15 protein-coding genes and 1 tRNA gene are annotated in these 17,078 nt (G+C 64.9%); 1 reads left to right on the top strand and 15 read right to left on the bottom strand.

All coding sequences use genetic code 11. The features are described 5' to 3' along the window. From E8D38_RS26460 to rpsL, 4 genes are all read right to left on the bottom strand, one after another. Positions 1-120, bottom strand: a 120-nt coding sequence (locus E8D38_RS26460; protein WP_239216528.1) for a GTP-binding protein, incomplete at its 3' end; no start/stop codon positions are given. A 120-nt stretch (positions 121-240) separates the two neighbouring features. Continuing rightward, positions 241-2,343: an elongation factor G gene (fusA, locus tag E8D38_RS26455; protein WP_140637279.1), complete on the bottom strand. Its 2,103-nt coding sequence runs from the start codon at positions 2,341-2,343 to the stop codon at positions 241-243. A 74-nt stretch (positions 2,344-2,417) separates the two neighbouring features. Further along, entirely contained in the window at positions 2,418-2,888 is a 471-nt protein-coding gene (gene rpsG / locus E8D38_RS26450) for a 30S ribosomal protein S7 (RefSeq protein WP_140637278.1), read from the bottom strand. Positions 2,889-3,053: 165 nt separating this feature from the next. Next, a complete protein-coding gene (rpsL, locus tag E8D38_RS26445) occupies positions 3,054-3,431 on the bottom strand; it encodes a 30S ribosomal protein S12 (protein ID WP_140637277.1) in 378 nt (125 codons plus the stop codon). Positions 3,432-3,622: 191 nt separating this feature from the next. Here rpsL and E8D38_RS26440 point away from each other — a divergent pair, with 191 nt between their 5' ends. Further along, positions 3,623-4,087, top strand: coding sequence for a PIN domain-containing protein (locus tag E8D38_RS26440; RefSeq protein ID WP_140637276.1), 465 nt, complete (start codon positions 3,623-3,625; stop codon positions 4,085-4,087). Here the strand turns inward: E8D38_RS26440 and E8D38_RS26435 are convergent. The 11 genes from E8D38_RS26435 to E8D38_RS26385 form a co-directional block, all read right to left on the bottom strand. Then, positions 4,071-4,454, bottom strand: a complete 384-nt coding sequence (locus E8D38_RS26435; RefSeq protein WP_140637275.1) for a methylglyoxal synthase — start codon at positions 4,452-4,454, stop codon at positions 4,071-4,073. The two genes, E8D38_RS26440 and E8D38_RS26435, sit on opposite strands and share 17 nt — an antisense overlap. Before the next feature lie 89 nt (positions 4,455-4,543). Beyond that, entirely contained in the window at positions 4,544-8,776 is a 4,233-nt protein-coding gene (gene rpoC, locus E8D38_RS26430) for a DNA-directed RNA polymerase subunit beta' (RefSeq protein ID WP_140637274.1), read from the bottom strand. 18 nt (positions 8,777-8,794) lie between these two features. After that, positions 8,795-12,922, bottom strand: coding sequence for a DNA-directed RNA polymerase subunit beta (gene rpoB, locus E8D38_RS26425; protein WP_140637273.1), 4,128 nt, complete (start codon positions 12,920-12,922; stop codon positions 8,795-8,797). Positions 12,923-13,219: 297 nt separating this feature from the next. Then, positions 13,220-13,600 (bottom strand): 50S ribosomal protein L7/L12, encoded by a 381-nt coding sequence (gene rplL, locus E8D38_RS26420; protein ID WP_140637272.1) that lies wholly within the window; start codon positions 13,598-13,600, stop codon positions 13,220-13,222. Between the two features lie 34 nt (positions 13,601-13,634). Beyond that, a complete protein-coding gene (gene rplJ, locus E8D38_RS26415) occupies positions 13,635-14,156 on the bottom strand; it encodes a 50S ribosomal protein L10 (RefSeq protein ID WP_140637271.1) in 522 nt (173 codons plus the stop codon). 272 nt (positions 14,157-14,428) lie between these two features. Next, complete coding sequence (gene rplA, locus E8D38_RS26410) at positions 14,429-15,136, bottom strand: 50S ribosomal protein L1 (protein WP_140637270.1); 708 nt, start codon at positions 15,134-15,136, stop codon at positions 14,429-14,431. A gap of 2 nt (positions 15,137-15,138) precedes the next feature. Then, positions 15,139-15,570 carry a 50S ribosomal protein L11 gene (gene rplK, locus E8D38_RS26405; protein WP_140637269.1) on the bottom strand — a complete coding sequence of 144 codons (432 nt, stop codon included), beginning with the start codon at positions 15,568-15,570 and terminating at the stop codon, positions 15,139-15,141. A 158-nt stretch (positions 15,571-15,728) separates the two neighbouring features. After that, positions 15,729-16,292 (bottom strand): transcription termination/antitermination protein NusG, encoded by a 564-nt coding sequence (nusG, locus tag E8D38_RS26400; protein ID WP_140637268.1) that lies wholly within the window; start codon positions 16,290-16,292, stop codon positions 15,729-15,731. A 22-nt stretch (positions 16,293-16,314) separates the two neighbouring features. Further along, positions 16,315-16,698 carry a preprotein translocase subunit SecE gene (gene secE, locus E8D38_RS26395; RefSeq protein ID WP_140637267.1) on the bottom strand — a complete coding sequence of 128 codons (384 nt, stop codon included), beginning with the start codon at positions 16,696-16,698 and terminating at the stop codon, positions 16,315-16,317. A 161-nt stretch (positions 16,699-16,859) separates the two neighbouring features. Next, positions 16,860-16,935 (bottom strand) — tRNA-Trp (locus E8D38_RS26390). Positions 16,936-16,953: 18 nt separating this feature from the next. Further along, on the bottom strand, positions 16,954-17,078 hold a 125-nt coding region (locus E8D38_RS26385), incomplete at its 5' end, for an EF-Tu C-terminal domain-related protein (RefSeq protein ID WP_484208232.1).

Genomic DNA, 17,078 nt, shown 5'->3' with positions numbered 1-17,078 from the left:
GAACTTCGTCGACAGCACCGTCGTGATCGCCGCCGTCAGCGTCGTCTTGCCATGGTCCACGTGCCCGATCGTGCCCACGTTCACGTGCGGCTTCGTGCGCTCAAACTTGCCTTTTGCCATTTCGAATCTCCAGAAAAGAGCAGTGCCAGTGCTCGGTTTAAGGTCTCCGGCGGAGGGTTGATTCACCCGCCACTGGCAGCGGGCGGCGCCCCGCCGAAGACCGGCTGGTTAACTGATTGATTACTTGCCGCGAGCGGTGATGATCGCGTCGGCGACGTTCTTCGGAGCTTCGCTGTAGTGCTTGAACTCCATCGTGTACGTCGCGCGGCCCTGGGACATCGAGCGCAGCGTGGTCGAGTAGCCGAACATCTCGGACAGAGGCACCTCCGCCTTGATGATCTTGCCGCCGCCGGGCATGTCGTCCATGCCCTGCACCATGCCGCGGCGGGACGACAGGTCGCCCATCACCGAGCCGGCGTAGTCTTCCGGCGTCTCCACTTCCACGGCCATCATCGGCTCGAGGATCACGGGGCTCGCCTTGCGGCACGCATCCTTGAAGCCCATCGACGCGGCCATCTTGAACGCGTTTTCGTTCGAGTCCACCTCATGGTACGAACCGAAGGTCAGCGTGACCTTCACGTCAACCACCGGGTAGCCCGCCAACACGCCGTTGGGCAGCGTGTCGATGATGCCCTTCTCGACCGCGGGAATGAATTCGCGCGGCACCACACCACCCTTGATGGCGTCGACGAACTCGAAGCCCTTGCCGGCCTCTTGCGGCTCGACGGTCAGCACGACGTGGCCGTACTGGCCCTTGCCGCCCGACTGGCGAACGAACTTGCCTTCGACATCGGTTGCCGTCTTGCGGATGGTCTCGCGATAGGCCACCTGCGGCTTGCCGACGTTGGCCTCGACACCGAACTCGCGCTTCATGCGGTCGACGATGATTTCGAGGTGCAGCTCGCCCATGCCGGAGATGATGGTCTGGCCGGATTCTTCGTCGGTGCGCACGCGGAACGACGGGTCTTCCTGGGCCAGGCGGCCCAGCGCGATGCCCATCTTTTCCTGGTCGGCCTTGGTCTTGGGCTCCACGGCCTGCGAGATCACAGGCTCGGGGAAGACCATCTTCTCGAGCGTGATGATCGCTTCCGGATCGCACAGGGTCTCGCCCGTGGTCACTTCCTTCAGGCCCACGCAGGCGGCGATGTCGCCGGCCAGGATCTCCTTGATCTCTTCACGCTGGTTGGCGTGCATCTGCAGGATCCGGCCGATACGCTCCTTCTTGCCGCGCACCGAGTTGTAGACCGAGTCGCCCGACTTCAACACGCCAGAGTACACGCGCACGAAGGTCAGCTGGCCGACATACGGGTCGGTCATCAGCTTGAACGCCAGCGCAGCGAACTTCTCGCTGTCGTCCGCCTTGCGAGTCACTTCCTTCTCGTCGTCGTCGGTACCGGCCACCGGCGGAATATCAACCGGCGAGGGCAGGAAATCGATCACGGCGTCGAGCATGCGCTGGACGCCCTTGTTCTTGAAGGCAGTGCCGCACAGCATCGGCTGGATTTCGGTCGCGATCGTGCGCAGACGCAGGCCCTGCTTGATCTCGGCCTCGGTCAGCTCGCCGGTCTCGAGGTACTTGTTCATCAGTTCCTCGGACGCCTCGGCGGCAGCCTCGATCATGTTCTCGCGCCACTTCTGGCACTCGGCCTCCAGGCCGGCCGGGATGGGGCCGTACTCGAACTTCATGCCTTGCGAGGCATCGTCCCAGATGATGGCCTTCATCTTGAACAGGTCCACCACGCCGACGAAGTTTTCCTCGGCGCCGATGGGCACGACGATGGGCACGGGGTTGGCCTTCAGGCGCGTCTTCATCTGGTCATAGACCTTGAAGAAGTTCGCGCCGGTGCGGTCCATCTTGTTGACGAAGGCAAGGCGGGGCACCTTGTACTTGTTCGCCTGGCGCCACACCGTCTCGGACTGCGGTTGCACGCCGCCCACGGCGCAATACACCATGCAGGCGCCGTCGAGCACGCGCATGGAACGCTCCACCTCGATGGTGAAGTCCACGTGGCCCGGGGTGTCGATGATGTTGAAGCGGTGCTCCGGATAGGACAGGTCCATGCCCTTCCAGAAGCAGGTGGTGGCGGCGGAGGTGATCGTGATGCCCCGCTCCTGCTCCTGCTCCATCCAGTCCATGGTGGCAGCGCCGTCGTGCACCTCACCGATCTTGTGGTTCACACCGGTGTAGAACAGGATGCGCTCGGTCGTGGTGGTCTTGCCGGCATCGATGTGCGCGGAGATACCGATGTTGCGGTAGCGCTCGATGGGGGTCTTGCGGGACATGATGTCACTCCAAATACAAAGGCCGCCCGGGCCTGCCGATCAACGACAGCGCGGGCAGCCGAGGAAACGTGGGCTTAGAAGCGGAAGTGCGAGAAGGCCTTGTTGGCCTCGGCCATGCGATGGACCTCGTCGCGCTTCTTCATCGCGCCGCCGCGGCCCTCGGAAGCCTCGAGCAGCTCGTTGGCCAGGCGCTGGGCCATGGACTTCTCGCTGCGCTTGCGGGCCGACTCCTTGAGCCAGCGCATGGCCAGCGCCACGCGGCGCACCGGGCGAACTTCCACGGGAACTTGGTAGTTCGCACCGCCCACGCGGCGGGACTTCACTTCGACCATGGGCTTCACGTTGTTCAGCGCGATCATGAACACTTCGAGCGGATCCTTGCCGGCCTTCTTTTCGACCGTCTCGAGCGCACCGTAAATGATGCGTTCGGCCACGGCCTTCTTGCCGGACTCCATGATCACGTTCATGAACTTGGACAGATCCACGCTGCCGAACTTCGGATCGGGCAGGATCTCACGCTTGGGAACTTCGCGACGACGAGGCATTTCTCTTCCTTTGTGTCTTCAGTCGGCTCCGGCTTTCGCCTTCGCCACGGACGCCACACGACAACTTCAGGGCATCCACTTACTCGGGGCCACCGGCACATCCGGCGCCACCGCATTTGCATCACTGCCGAGCTTGCCGCTGCAGCGGTGACGACCTGACGAACCTTAGGCCTTCTTGGGGCGCTTGGCACCGTACTTCGAGCGGGCCTGCTTGCGGTCTTTCACGCCTTGCAGGTCCAGCGAGCCGCGCACGATGTGATAGCGCACACCCGGCAGATCCTTCACGCGGCCGCCGCGCACGAGCACCACGCTGTGCTCTTGCAGGTTGTGGCCTTCACCGCCGATGTAGGAGATGACCTCGAAGCCATTGGTCAGGCGCACCTTGGCGACCTTGCGCAGCGCGGAGTTCGGCTTCTTGGGGGTGGTGGTGTACACGCGAGTGCACACGCCACGACGCTGGGGGCTGCCCTGCATCGCCGGCGACTTGGACTTCGTGGTCTCGGTCTGCCGACCCTGACGCACGAGTTGGTTGATGGTTGGCATGGGTAACTTGTTCCCGTTTGAAGTTACTGACGACTTAAGCGGCAGACACTGACTCCCGAGAACGTAGCCTGTGCAAAGCGCTCAAGGGGATCGAGCGATGCTCAGGCGCCCAGCAAAGAGCGCAGCAGAACCTGCCGAAAAGCCGGACATTATATTCGGGCGAACCCTGGGTCGCAAGCTGAGTGGATGGAATGACCGACACACCCCCCGCCGCACCACCGCTGGCCGTGCTGGACACGCATGTCCTGCTCGACTGGCTGGTCTTCGCCAACCCCGCCGTGGGGCCGGTGGTCCGCGCCATCGAAGCCGGCCGCCTCGTCTGGCTGGCGTCGCCGGCGCTGCGGCATGAGCACGATCTGGTGGCGGGGCGGGCCGAACTGGCCCGCTGGCGGCCGGACCCCGGCGCACTGGCCGTCGCCTGGACCCGGTGGGCCCGGCTGGCATCGGATCCCGACGGCGCGGCTCCCTGGCGCTGCTCCGATCCGGACGACCAGAAGTTCCTCGACCTGGCCTGGGCCGCCAAGGCGCGCTGGCTGATCACCCGCGACCATGCCCTGCTGAAGCTGCGCCGACGTGCCGCGCAGGCTCAGCTCGAAATCATCACCCCAGAAAACTGGGCCCGACAGCAGGAGCTTGCGCTCACACTGGCCGCCTGAGCAGGCTCTCGAGCAGACGCCGAGCAGACGCGACGTTGGTGGCGCACGGGACGTCGTGCACGTCGCAGGCGCGCACCAGCGCATTGATGTCGGGCTCGTGCGGCTGCGGCGTCATCGGGTCGCGCAGGAAGATCACGGCGTCGACCTCGCCGACCGCCAGCCGGGCGCCGATCTGCAGGTCGCCGCCCAGCGGGCCGCTCAGCAGGCACTCGACCTGCAGCCCGGCCTCGCGCTGCAGGCGGCCGCCGGTGGTGCCGGTGGCGCACACGGCGCAGCGGGAAAGCCCGTCCCGGAATTCACGGGCCAGGGCGACCATGTCGTCCTTCTTCCGGTCGTGCGCGATCAGCGCGATGCGAAGCGATGCCATGGGCGCGATTCTCGCGCCGCGGCGTTACCGCCCGAGCACAAAAAGAAAGCGGCCCCGAAGGGCCGCTTTGGCAGAGACGTTGACGAACGTCAGCTGGCGGACTCGTCGCCGCTGCTGCCGCTCTCGGCCGTGGCGTCGGCCGGCACGGCGGCCAGCGCTTCCTCGGCTTCCTGCATCGCAATGGCGCGGCGCTCGCTCTCGTCCATCTCTTCCTTCGCCTTGCGGGCCTGGTGGAAGGCCAGGCCGGTACCGGCGGGGATGAGGCGGCCGACGATGACGTTTTCCTTCAGGCCACGCAGCTCGTCGCGCTTGCCCATGATGGCGGCCTCGGTCAGCACGCGGGTCGTTTCCTGGAACGACGCCGCGGAGATGAACGAGTCGGTGGACAGCGACGCCTTCGTGATGCCCAGCAGGACGTCGGAGTAGGTCGCGACCATCTTGCCTTCGGCACGCAGCTTGTCGTTGGTGTCCAGCAGCGCGGCGCGCTCGACCTGCTCGTTGGTGATGTAGTGGCTGTCGCCCGGGTTGACGATCTGCACGCGGCGCAGCATCTGGCGAACGATCACCTCGATATGCTTGTCGTTGATCTTCACGCCCTGCAGGCGGTAGACGTCCTGCACTTCATCGACGATGTAGGTCGCCAGCGCCTCGATGCCCAGCAGGCGCAGGATGTCCTGCGGATCGGCCGGACCGTCGACGATGGACTCGCCCTTGTTCACCACCTGGCCTTCGTGCACGAGGATGTTCTTTTCCTTCGGCACCAACTCTTCCCAGACCTTGCCGTCCGGGTCGGTGATCTGCAGACGCACCTTGCCCTTGGTTTCCTTGCCGAACGACACCGTGCCGGTGATCTCGGCCAGCGTGCCCTTGTCCTTGGGCGTGCGGGCTTCGAACAGCTCGGCCACCCGCGGCAGACCGCCGGTGATGTCACGGGTCTTCTGGCCTTCGACCGGGATGCGCGCGAGCACTTCACCGGGGGCGAGGTCCTGGCCGTCGCGGATCTGGATCAGCGCTCCGACCTGGAAGCCGATCGTCACCGAGTGGTCGGTGCCGGGGATCTTCACCTCGTTGCCGCCGGCGTCGAGCAGCTTGACCTGCGGACGCACGACCTTGGTCGCGCCGCGGCGCTTCGGGTCGATCACCACCAGCGTGGACAGGCCGGTCACTTCGTCGACCTGCTTGGCCACCGTGACGCCCTCTTCCACGTTCTCGAACTTCGCCTTGCCGGCGAACTCGGTGATGATGGGTCGGGTCAGCGGGTCCCAGTTGGCCAGCACCGTGCCGGCCTTGATGGTCAGGTCGGCCTTGACGTTCAGCGTGGCGCCGTACGGCACCTTGTGGCGCTCGCGCTCGCGGCCGTGCTGGTCGGAGATGATGATCTCGCCGGAACGCGAGATCACCACCAGCTCGCCCTTGCCGTTGGTCACGTAGCGCATCGTGGCGTTGAAGCCGATGATGCCGTCGGACTTGGCTTCGACGCTGGAGGCCACTGCCGCACGCGACGCCGCGCCACCGATGTGGAAGGTCCGCATCGTGAGCTGCGTGCCCGGTTCGCCGATCGACTGCGCGGCGATCACGCCGACCGCTTCGCCGGCGTTCACCAGGCCGCCACGGCCGAGGTCGCGGCCGTAGCACTTGGCGCACAGGCCGAAGCGCGTCTCGCAGGTCAGCGGCGTGCGCACCTTCACCTCGTCGGCGCCGGCGGCTTCCACCAGGTCGAGCGCGTCCTCGTCGAGCATGTGGCCGGCCGGGATGATGACCTGCTGGGTCTCGGGGTGCAGCACATCGACGGCCGCCACGCGGCCCAGGATGCGGTCGCGCAGCGATTCGATGACTTCACCACCTTCGACCAGCGCGCGCATCGCGATGCCGTGGTCGGTACCGCAATCGTCTTCGGTCACCACCAGGTCCTGGGTCACGTCGACCAGGCGGCGGGTCAGGTAGCCGGAGTTCGCGGTCTTCAGCGCCGTGTCGGCCAGACCCTTGCGGGCGCCGTGCGTGGAGATGAAGTACTGCAGCACGTTCAGGCCTTCACGGAAGTTCGCCGTGATGGGCGTCTCGATGATCGAGCCGTCAGGCTTGGCCATCAGGCCGCGCATGCCGGCCAACTGGCGGATCTGCGCCGCGCTGCCGCGAGCACCCGAGTCGGCCATCATGTAGATGGAGTTGAACGACTCCTGGTCCACTTCCTTGCCGTGGCGATCGACGACCTTCTGCTTGGACAGCTGGGTCATCATGATCTTGCCGACCTCGTCGCCGGTCTTGCCCCAGATGTCGACCACCTTGTTGTAGCGCTCGCCGGCCGTCACGAGACCCGAGACGTACTGCTGCTCGATCTCCTTGACTTCCTTCTCGGCGCGCTCGATCAGCTCATGCTTCTGCTTGGGCACCAGCATGTCGTCGATGGCGATCGAGATGCCGGCGCGCGTGGCCAGCCGGAAGCCGCTTTGCAGCAGCTTGTCGGCGAACACCACGGTTTCCTTCAGGCCGCACTTGCGGAAGCTCGCGTTGATGAGACGCGAGATCTCCTTCTTCTTGAGCGCCTTGTTGATGTTGGCGAACGGCAGGCCCTTGGGCAGGATCTCGCTGAGCAGCGCGCGGCCGACGGTCGTGTCCACGAGCTTGGTCTCCGGCGTGAACTCGCCGGTTTCCTTGTTCTTCGTGTACTCGGTCAGGCGCACGCTGATCTTGGCGGTGATCTCGACCACGCCGTTGTCCAGCGCACGCTGCACTTCGCCGATGTCGGAGAACACCAGGCCTTCGCCGCGGCCGTTGATGCGCTCGCGGGTGGCGTAATAGAGGCCCAGCACCACGTCTTGCGACGGCACGATCGACGGTTCGCCGTTGGCCGGGAACAGCACGTTGTTGGAGGCCAGCATGAGCGCGCGGGCTTCCATCTGCGCTTCGATGGACAGCGGCACGTGGACGGCCATCTGGTCGCCGTCGAAGTCGGCGTTGAAGGCAGCGCACACCAGCGGATGCAGCTGGATGGCCTTGCCTTCGATCAGCACCGGCTCGAAGGCCTGGATGCCAAGGCGGTGCAGCGTCGGTGCGCGGTTGAGCAGCACCGGGTGTTCCTTGATGACTTCTTCAAGGATGTCCCACACCACCGGCGTGCCGGCTTCGACTTCCTTCTTGGCGGCCTTGATGGTGGTGGCGATGCCCATCGCTTCCAGGCGCGAGAAGATGAAGGGCTTGAACAGCTCGAGCGCCATCAGCTTGGGCAGGCCGCACTGGTGCAGCTTGAGCGTCGGGCCCACCACGATGACCGAACGGCCGGAGTAGTCGACGCGCTTGCCCAGCAGGTTCTGGCGGAAGCGGCCGCTCTTGCCCTTGATCATGTCGGCCAGCGACTTCAGCGCGCGCTTGTTGGCGCCGGTCATGGCCTTGCCGCGACGGCCGTTGTCCAGCAGCGAGTCCACCGCTTCCTGGAGCATGCGCTTCTCGTTGCGCACGATGATCTCCGGAGCCTTGAGCTCCAGCAGACGCGCCAGGCGGTTGTTGCGGTTGATGACGCGGCGGTACAGGTCGTTCAGGTCGGAGGTCGCGAAGCGGCCGCCGTCCAGCGGCACCAGCGGACGCAGGTCCGGCGGCAGCACGGGCAGCACCTCGAGCACCATCCAGTTCGGCTTGATGCCGGACTTCTTGAAGGCCTCCAGCACCTTCAGGCGCTTGGAGTTCTTCTTGACCTTGAGCTCGGAGCCGGTCATGTCGCCGCGCAGTTTCTCGATCTCGGACTCGTTGTCCATTTCCTCGAGCAGCTTCTTGATGCCTTCGGCACCCATCAGCGCGACGAACTCGTCACCGTACTCGCGACGCTTCGCGTCGTAGTCGTCCTCGCTCATGATCGAGTACTTCTTCAAGGGCGTCATGCCGGGGTCAACCACGACATAGGCTTCGAAGTACAGCACTCGCTCGATGTCGCGCAGCGTCATGTCGAGCACGAGGCCCAGGCGCGACGGCAGCGACTTCAGGAACCAGATGTGCGCGCAGGGCGCGGCCAGGTCGATGTGGCCCATGCGCTCGCGGCGCACCTTGGTCTGGGTCACTTCGACGCCGCACTTCTCGCAGATCACGCCGCGGTGCTTCAGGCGCTTGTACTTGCCGCACAGGCACTCGTAGTCCTTGATCGGGCCGAAGATCTTGGCGCAGAACAGGCCATCGCGTTCCGGCTTGAAGGTCCGGTAGTTGATGGTCTCGGGCTTCTTCACTTCACCGAACGACCACGAACGGATCTTCTCGGGCGAGGCGAGCCCGATCTTGATCGCGTCGAAGTGTTCGTCCGGCGTGAATTGCTTGAACAGGTCCAGCAAACCTTTCATGAGGTTCTCCTATTCCCTTTAGTTGCGCTCGAGCTCGATGTCGATGCCGAGCGAACGGATTTCCTTGACCAGCACGTTGAACGACTCCGGCATGCCGGCGTCGATGGCGTGTTCGCCCTTGACGATGTTCTCGTACACCTTGGTACGGCCGTTCACGTCGTCGGACTTCACGGTCAGCATTTCCTGCAGCACGTACGAGGCGCCGTAGGCTTCCAGTGCCCAGACTTCCATCTCACCGAAGCGCTGGCCGCCGAACTGCGCCTTGCCGCCCAGCGGCTGCTGGGTGACGAGCGAGTACGGGCCGGTCGAGCGGGCGTGCATCTTGTCGTCCACCAGGTGGTGCAGCTTCAGCACGTGCATGTAGCCCACGGTGACCGGGCGCTCGAAGGCTTCGCCGGTGCGGCCGTCGTGCAGCGTGGCCTGGGTGCGGGTGGCCGTGAGGCCCTTGCGCGAGGCGATGTCGTCCGGATAGGCGAGCTTGAGCATGCCGCGGATCTCTTCTTCGGCTGCGCCGTCGAACACCGGCGTCGCGAACGGCACGCCCTTGCTGAGGTTCTGCGCCATCTCGATCACTTCGACATCGGACAGCTGCGACAGGTCCTCGGTCTTGCCGCCGGACTTGTTGTACAGCTCGTCGAAGAACTTGCGCAGCTCGGCTGCCTTGGCCTCGTGCTGCAGCAGGTCGCCGATGCGCTGGCCGATGCCCTTGCCGGCCCAGCCCAGGTGCACTTCGAGCACCTGGCCCACGTTCATGCGCGAAGGCACGCCCAGCGGGTTGAGCACGATGTCGCACGGCGTGCCGTCGGCCATGTAGGGCATGTCTTCGACCGGAACGATCTTCGACACGACGCCCTTGTTGCCGTGGCGGCCGGCCATCTTGTCGCCAGGCTGCAGGCGGCGCTTGACGGCGAGGTACACCTTCACCATCTTCAGCACGCCGGCGGGCAGCTCGTCGCCTTGCGTGAGCTTCTTGCGCTTTTCTTCGAACGCGAGGTCGAAGCTGTGGCGCGTCTGCTCCAGCGAGTTCTTGATCGACTCGAGCTGATTGGCGATGTCGTCGTCGGCCGGACGGATGTCGAACCAGTGGTACTTCTCGACGTCGGCGAGGTAGGCCTTGTCGATGGTCGCGCCCTTGGCCAGCTTCTTCGGGCCGCCGTTGGCGAGCTTGCCCACCAGCAGCTTCTCGATACGGTCGAACGCGTCGGCCTCGACGATGCGCAGCTGGTCGTTCAGGTCGAGGCGGAAGCGCTTCAGTTCATCGTCGATGATCTGCTGGGCGCGCTTGTCGCGCTGGATGCCTTCACGGGTGAACACCTGCACGTCGATGACGGTGCCGCTGGTGCCCTGCTCCACGCGCAGCGAGGTGTCCTTCACGTCGGACGCCTTCTCGCCGAAGATCGCGCGCAGCAGCTTCTCTTCCGGGGTCAGCGTGGTCTCGCCCTTGGGCGTGACCTTGCCCACCAGCACGTCGCCTGGGTTCACCTCGGCGCCGATGTAGACGATGCCGGACTCGTCCAGGCGAGCCAGCTGCTGCTCGGACAGGTTCGGGATGTCGCGGGTGATTTCCTCGGGGCCCAGCTTCGTGTCGCGCGCCATCACCACCAGTTCCTCGATGTGGATCGAGGTGTAGCGGTCGTCGGCCACCACGCGTTCGGAGATCAGGATCGAGTCTTCGAAGTTGTAGCCGTTCCAGGGCATGAACGCGACCAGCATGTTCTGGCCGAGCGCGAGCTCGCCCAGGTCGGTCGAGGCGCCGTCGGCGATGATGTCGCCGGCCGCCACCTTGTCGCCGCGCTTGACGATCGGACGCTGGTGGATGTTCGTGTTCTGGTTCGAGCGCTGGTACTTGATGAGGTTGTAGATGTCCACGCCCACTTCGCCAGCCACCGTCTCGTCGTCGTTCACGCGGATCACGATGCGGTTCGTGTCCACGTAGTCGACCACGCCGCCGCGCTTGGAGGCGACCACGGTGCCGGAGTCCTTGGCAGCCACGCGCTCGACGCCCGTGCCCACGAAGGCCTTCTCGGGACGCAGCGTCGGCACGGCCTGGCGCTGCATGTTGGCGCCCATCAGTGCGCGGTTCGCGTCGTCGTGCTCGAGGAAGGGCACCAGCGAGGCAGCCACCGACACGATCTGCGTCGGCGCCACGTCCATGTACTGGATGCGCTCGGGCGAGGTCAGCACCGATTCGCCCATCTCGCGGGCAGACACCAGCTCGTCGGTCAGGCGGCCGTCCTTGTCGAGCGAGGCGTTGGCCTGCGCGATGACGTACTTGCCTTCCATGATGGCCGACAGGTAGTCGATCTGGTCGGTGACCTTGCCATCGACCACGCGGCGGTACGGCGTCTCGAGGAAGCCGTATTCGTTGAGCTGCGCGTACAGGGCCAGCGAGTTGATCAGGCCGATGTTCGGGCCTTCCGGCGTCTCGATCGGGCACACGCGGCCGTAGTGGGTCGGGTGCACGTCACGCACTTCGAAGCCGGCGCGCTCGCGGGTCAGACCGCCCGGGCCCAGGGCCGAGACGCGACGCTTGTGCGTGATCTCGGACAGCGGGTTGGTCTGGTCCATGAACTGCGACAGCTGCGACGCACCGAAGAACTCCTTCAGTGCCGCGGAGATCGGCTTGGAGTTGATCAGGTCGTGCGGCATCAGCGCCTCGGTCTCGGCCTGGCCAAGACGTTCCTTCACGGCCTTCTCGATGCGGGCGAGGCCGGAGCGGTACTGGTTCTCGGCCAGTTCGCCCACGCAGCGCACGCGACGGTTGCCCAGGTGGTCGATGTCGTCGACTTCGCCGCGGCCGTTGCGCAGCTCGACGAGGATCTTCACCACGTCGAGGATGTCCTCGTTCGACAGCGTCATCGCGCCTTCGGAGCCGTCGCGGCCCACGCGGGCGTTGAACTTCATGCGGCCCACGCGCGAGAGGTCGTAGGTGGCGTCGTCGTAGAACAGGCGGTTGAACAGGGCCTCGACGGCGTCTTCCGTCGGCGGCTCGCCGGGGCGCATCATGCGGTAGATGGCCACGCGGGCGGCGAGCTGGTCGGCGGTTTCGTCAGTGGCCAGCGTCTGCGAGATGTAGGCGCCCTGATCCAGCTCGTTCGTGAACAGGCACTGGATCTCCTTGATGCCGGCGGCGCGCAGCTTCTTCAGCAGCGAGTCGGTCAGCTCGTCGTTGGCCTTGGCGATGATCTCGCCGGTGTCGGGGTCGACCTGGTTCTTGGCGAGCACGCGGCCCACCAGGAAGTCTTCCGGCACGGTGACGTACTGCGTGCCCGACTGTTCGAGCGCACGGGTGTGGCGCGCGGTGATGCGCTTGTCCTTCTCGACCACGACATTGCCGGACTTGTCGGTGATGTCAAAGCGGGCCACTTCACCGCGCAGGCGGTCGGCGACGAACTCCATCTGCGCGCCCGAGTCCATCAGGCGGAAGTTGTCGAACACGAAGAAGTGGGCCAGGATCGCCTCGGGGTTCAGGCCGATCGCCTTGAGCAGGATCGTGACCGGCATCTTGCGGCGGCGGTCGACCCGGAAGAACAGGACGTCCTTCGGGTCGAACTCGAAGTCCAGCCACGAGCCGCGGTAGGGAATGATGCGAGCGCTGAAGAGCAGCTTGCCCGAGCTGTGGGTCTTGCCCTTGTCGTGCTCGAAGAACACGCCCGGCGAGCGGTGCAGCTGCGACACGATGACGCGCTCGGTGCCGTTGACGATGAAGGAGCCGTAGTCGGTCATGAGCGGCACTTCGCCCATGTAGACCTCCTGCTCCTTGATCTCCTTGACCACCTTGGACTGCGAGGTCGAGGTCTCACGGTCATAGATGATCATCTGCAGCTTCGCGCGCACGGCGGCGGCGTAGGTCAGGCCGCGCTGCTGGCACTCGCGGGTGTCGAACGGAGGCTTGGCGATGTTGTATTCGATGAACTTCATCTCCACGAACCCGTTGTGCGACACGATCGGGAACGCCGAGAGGAAGGCCGCCTGCAGGCCCTCGGGCTTGCGCTTCTGAGGCGGGACGTCTTTCTGCAGGAAGGCGACGTAGGAATCCTTCTGCATCGTCAGCAGATAGGGAACGCCGAGCACGTTTTCGCGCTTGCCGAAGCTCTTGCGGATCCGCTTGCGCTCGGTGTAGCTGTAGGGGGTTGCTTGCGCCATAAACACTCCGTGTCGAAATGCGCCGCCTGGCCGTGGCAGCGATTCGTTCGGCGACTGGCTTTTCAGAAATTGCTTCTGACGCTTGGTGGCTGGCCACTACCAGCCGCTGGCGGACAACCGGGGCGTTGCACCCCGGCCCGACCAAACCGGTTCTCTGCAGTCGGTTCAGAGAACACTTGGAAAGGCCCACGAAGGGTAGCCCTCAGGGGCCTTTCCAGGTGCTCTCAGGGAACAAGTCCCTGAAGCGCAAAAGGCTGGGAGCCCGAAAAGGCTCCCAGCCTCGCTGGCCAAGCGCAATTACTTGAGCTCGACCTTGGCGCCGGCTTCTTCCAGCTTCTTCTTGGCAGCTTCGGCGTCGGCCTTGGCAATGCCTTCCTTGACGGGCTTCGGAGCGCCGTCGACCAGGTCCTTGGCTTCCTTCAGGCCCAGGCCGGTGATTTCGCGCACGGCCTTGATCACGCCCACCTTGTTGGCGCCGGCTTCCAGCAGCACGACGTTGAACTCGGTCTTCTCTTCGGCAGCGGCGGCGGCGCCACCGGCGGCACCACCAGCGGCCGGAGCGGCCATGGCGGCGGCGGACACGCCGAACTTCTCTTCAATGGCCTTCACCAGGTCATTGAGTTCCATCACCGACATGCCGTCGAGGGCGGTCAGGAAAGCGTCTTTATCGAATGCCATTTTGGGTTCCTAGATACGGTTGAATGTTTGCGAATCAAGCGGCGGCGGCTTCGGCAGCAGCAGGTGCGCCTTCGCCCTTCTTCTCGGCCAGGGCCGCCAGCACGCGCGCAGTGCGCGAGATCGGCGACTTCAGCAGACCGGCAAGCTGGGCCAGCAGCACTTCCTTGCTCGGGATGCTGGCCAGCGCCTTCACGCCGTTGGCATCGAGCGCCTTGCCGGCATAGGCGCCGGCCTTGATGACGAGCTTGTCGTTGGTCTTGGCAAAGTCCGCGATGACTTTGGCCGCGGCCACGGCGTCTTCGGAGAAGCCGTAGATCAGCGGACCGGCCATGCTCTCGGCGGCCACTTCGAACGGCGTGCCCGTGACGGCGCGGCGAGCCAGCGTGTTCTTCAGCACGTGAAGGTACACGCCCCGCTCGCGCGCGGTCTTGCGCAGCGCGTTCAGGTGTTCCACCGTGAGCCCGCGATACTCGGCCAGTGCCAGCGTCTGTGCCTTGGCCACCTGGGCCGACACTTCCGCGACGACGGCTTCTTTCTCGTTGCGATTCAGACTCAAGGTCTACTCCTCAAAACGTGCCGGTGCCCTTGCGAGTCCCGGCACACCCGGTTGCAGCGACCTTCTGTCCAGGAACCCCACCAGGTTGCCCTGGTGCGATCTATCCCTTCCAGCGGGTACGCCATCTGCGTTGGCATCGGACCTCGCGGTCTTCATTTAGGCGGCTTGCACCGCACCAACGGTCTTTGATAGCCCACGCCGCCTTGCGGCGACGTGGCCCACCAATTCAGTCGGCCCGCGCGTCAGACACCCGCGCGAGCCCTTGTTCCATCTCAGGCGCCGGCCGGAGCAGTGATGCTCGAGACGTCGACGCGCACACCCACGCCCATGGTCGAGGACACGGCCACCTTGCGCAGGTAGATGCCCTTGCTCGACGCCGGCTTGGCCTTGTTCAGCGCTTCGATCAGCGCCGACAGGTTGCCCTTGAGCTTGTCGGACTCGAACGAGCGACGGCCCACGGTGGCGTGGATGATGCCGGCCTTGTCGACGCGGAACTGCACCTGGCCCGCCTTGGCGTTCTTCACCGCGGTGGCCACGTCGGGCGTCACGGTGCCGACCTTCGGGTTCGGCATCAGGCCGCGGGGACCGAGGATCTGGCCCAGGGTACCGACGATGCGCATCGTGTCCGGCGAGGCGATCACGACGTCGAAGTTCAGGTTGCCGCCCTTGATCTGCTCGGCGAGGTCTTCCATGCCGACGACGTCGGCGCCGGCGGCGCGAGCTTCCTCGGCCTTGGCACCCTGTGCGAACACGGCCACGCGCTTGGTCTTGCCGGTGCCGTTGGGCATCACGACGGCGCCGCGCACCACCTGGTCGGACTTCTTGGCATCGATGCCGAGCTGCACGGCCACGTCGATGGATTCATCGAACTTGGCGGTGGCGCAGTCCTTGACGATCTTGAAGGCGTCGTCGATCGGGTACAGCTTGGTGCTGTCGACCTTGCCTTCGTAAGCCTTCTGGCGCTTGGTCAGCTTGGCCATGTTCAGACTCCTTCCACGGTGACGCCCATGGAGCGGGCGGAACCGGCAATCGTGCGAACCGCGGCGTCCATGTCGGCAGCCGTCAGGTCCTTCATCTTGACCTTGGCGATCTCTTCGAGCTGGGCGCGCGTGATCTTGCCGACCTTGTCGGTGTGCGGCTTCGACGAGCCCTTGTCGAGCTTGATGGCCTTCTTGATCATCACGGTCGCCGGCGGCGACTTGAGCACGAAGGTGAAGGACTTGTCTGCAAATGCGGTGATCACCACCGGCAGCATCAGACCGGGCTCCATGCCCTGGGTCTGGGCGTTGAACGCCTTGCAGAACTCCATGATGTTCAGGCCGCGCTGACCCAGCGCAGGACCCACCGGCGGCGAGGGGTTCGCCTTGCCTGCCGGAATTTGCAGCTTGATGAAGCCGACAATCTTCTTGGCCATGACTTTCTCCAACTACAAGCCCTGCGGCCACGCGGGGCTTGTCGAGTGCAAACGCCAGGGACTGGTTACCCGGGCTCCTCACACCGGTGTCACGTCACCGGCAGCAACGGGCGGTGTTCGGAACGTTGCCGTTCCGGCCCACCGCCGGGCCTTCAGATTCAGATCTTCTCGACCTGGTGGAAGTCGAGTTCCACCGGGGTGGCACGACCGAAGATCGTGACCGACACGCGCAGCTTGGACTTGTCGTAGTTGACTTCCTCGATGGCGCCGTTGAAGTCGGTGAACGGACCTTCCTTGACCCGCACCACCTCGCCAACCTCCCACTCGACCTTGGGCCGGGGCTTCTCGATGCCTTCTTGCATCTGGTTGACGATCTTCATGACCTCGTCTTCCGAGATCGGCACCGGGCGGTTCTTGGCACCGCCGACGAAGCCGGTCACCTTGGAGGTGTGCTTCACCAGATGCCAGGTGTCGTCGTCCATCACCATCTCGACCAGCACGTAGCCAGGGAAGAAGCGGCGCTCGGTGACGGCCTTCTTGCCGTTCTTGACCTCGACGACTTCTTCGGTGGGCACCAGGATGCGGCCGAACTTGCCTTGCATGCCGGAACGCTCGATGCGCTCGCGCAGGTTGCGCTCGACGGCCTTTTCCATGCCGGAATAGGCGTGAACCACGTACCAGCGCAGCGGCGAGGTGGCGGAGGTGTTTTCTGCTTCGCTCATGGCTTTCTCGTGGTCGTTCCGGTCAGCGCTTCCAGCCCAGGATCAGGTCGTACAGCAGCCACTCCAGCGTCTTGTCGGTGAACCACAGGAACAGCGCCATCACCACGACGAAGGCAAACACGTAGCCCGTCATCTGCATGGCTTCCTTGCGGGTCGGCCACACCACCTTGCGCAGTTCGCGCCAGGCGTCGCGACCGAAGGCGATCAAGGCCTTGCCTTGCTCGGCGGTGAAGAACACGACGACCGCGCCGGCCAGGAGGGCCAGCAACGCCAGCACGCGCAGCCACAGGTCCTGCTTGCCCAGCGCGTAGAAAGCCACCACCGCGCCCACGACCAGCAGACCGGCAACGGCCAGCTTGGCCTTGTCAGCGCCAGTGGAGACGGTTTCGACAGACGGATTGGTCATTTGTTTCACTTCTTCGACCGACGCCTGGGGCGCCAGGAACGGGGCAACTCGCGAGCCCACCTTTCAGCAGCAAAGCCCGCCGGGCCGTTGGGTCCCTGCGGGCTGCAGCGTGTGTCGCCTCGAGTTCGCTCTTGCGAATCAGAACTCCGGTCGATCGCGGGTGGCAGGGGCAGAGGGAATCGAACCCCCAACCTTCGGTTTTGGAGACCGACGCTCTGCCAATTGAGCTATACCCCTACGCGATCTCGAAAAAACTTACTCGACGATCTTGGCGACGACGCCGGCGCCGACGGTGCGGCCGCCTTCGCGGATGGCGAAGCGCAGGCCTTCTTCCATGGCGATCGGGGCGATCAGCTTGACCGTGATGGTCACGTTGTCAC

Origin of the sequence: Methylibium rhizosphaerae, assembly GCF_006386545.1 — a bacterium.
Lineage (GTDB): Bacteria > Pseudomonadota > Gammaproteobacteria > Burkholderiales > Burkholderiaceae_C > Pseudorivibacter > Pseudorivibacter rhizosphaerae.
Note: the sequence above shows the minus strand (reverse complement) of the source record. Positions and strands in the feature narration are given on the sequence as shown.

Bases quoted from the DNA above. Each gene is read 5' to 3' on its own strand.
- rpsL (WP_140637277.1), bottom strand. From the start codon at position 3,431: ATGCCAACCATCAACCAACTCGTGCGTCAGGGTCGGCAGACCGAGACC.
- E8D38_RS26435 (WP_140637275.1), bottom strand. From the start codon at position 4,454: ATGGCATCGCTTCGCATCGCGCTGATCGCGCACGACCGGAAGAAGGAC.
- rpoB (WP_140637273.1), bottom strand. From the start codon at position 12,922: ATGGCGCAAGCAACCCCCTACAGCTACACCGAGCGCAAGCGGATCCGC.
- rplK (WP_140637269.1), bottom strand. From the start codon at position 15,570: ATGGCCAAGAAGATTGTCGGCTTCATCAAGCTGCAAATTCCGGCAGGC.
- rplL (WP_140637272.1), bottom strand. From the start codon at position 13,600: ATGGCATTCGATAAAGACGCTTTCCTGACCGCCCTCGACGGCATGTCG.
- rplA (WP_140637270.1), bottom strand. From the start codon at position 15,136: ATGGCCAAGCTGACCAAGCGCCAGAAGGCTTACGAAGGCAAGGTCGAC.
- nusG (WP_140637268.1), bottom strand. From the start codon at position 16,292: ATGAGCGAAGCAGAAAACACCTCCGCCACCTCGCCGCTGCGCTGGTAC.
- fusA (WP_140637279.1), bottom strand. From the start codon at position 2,343: ATGTCCCGCAAGACCCCCATCGAGCGCTACCGCAACATCGGTATCTCC.
- rpsG (WP_140637278.1), bottom strand. From the start codon at position 2,888: ATGCCTCGTCGTCGCGAAGTTCCCAAGCGTGAGATCCTGCCCGATCCG.
- E8D38_RS26440 (WP_140637276.1), top strand. From the start codon at position 3,623: ATGACCGACACACCCCCCGCCGCACCACCGCTGGCCGTGCTGGACACG.
- rpoC (WP_140637274.1), bottom strand. From the start codon at position 8,776: ATGAAAGGTTTGCTGGACCTGTTCAAGCAATTCACGCCGGACGAACAC.
- secE (WP_140637267.1), bottom strand. From the start codon at position 16,698: ATGACCAATCCGTCTGTCGAAACCGTCTCCACTGGCGCTGACAAGGCC.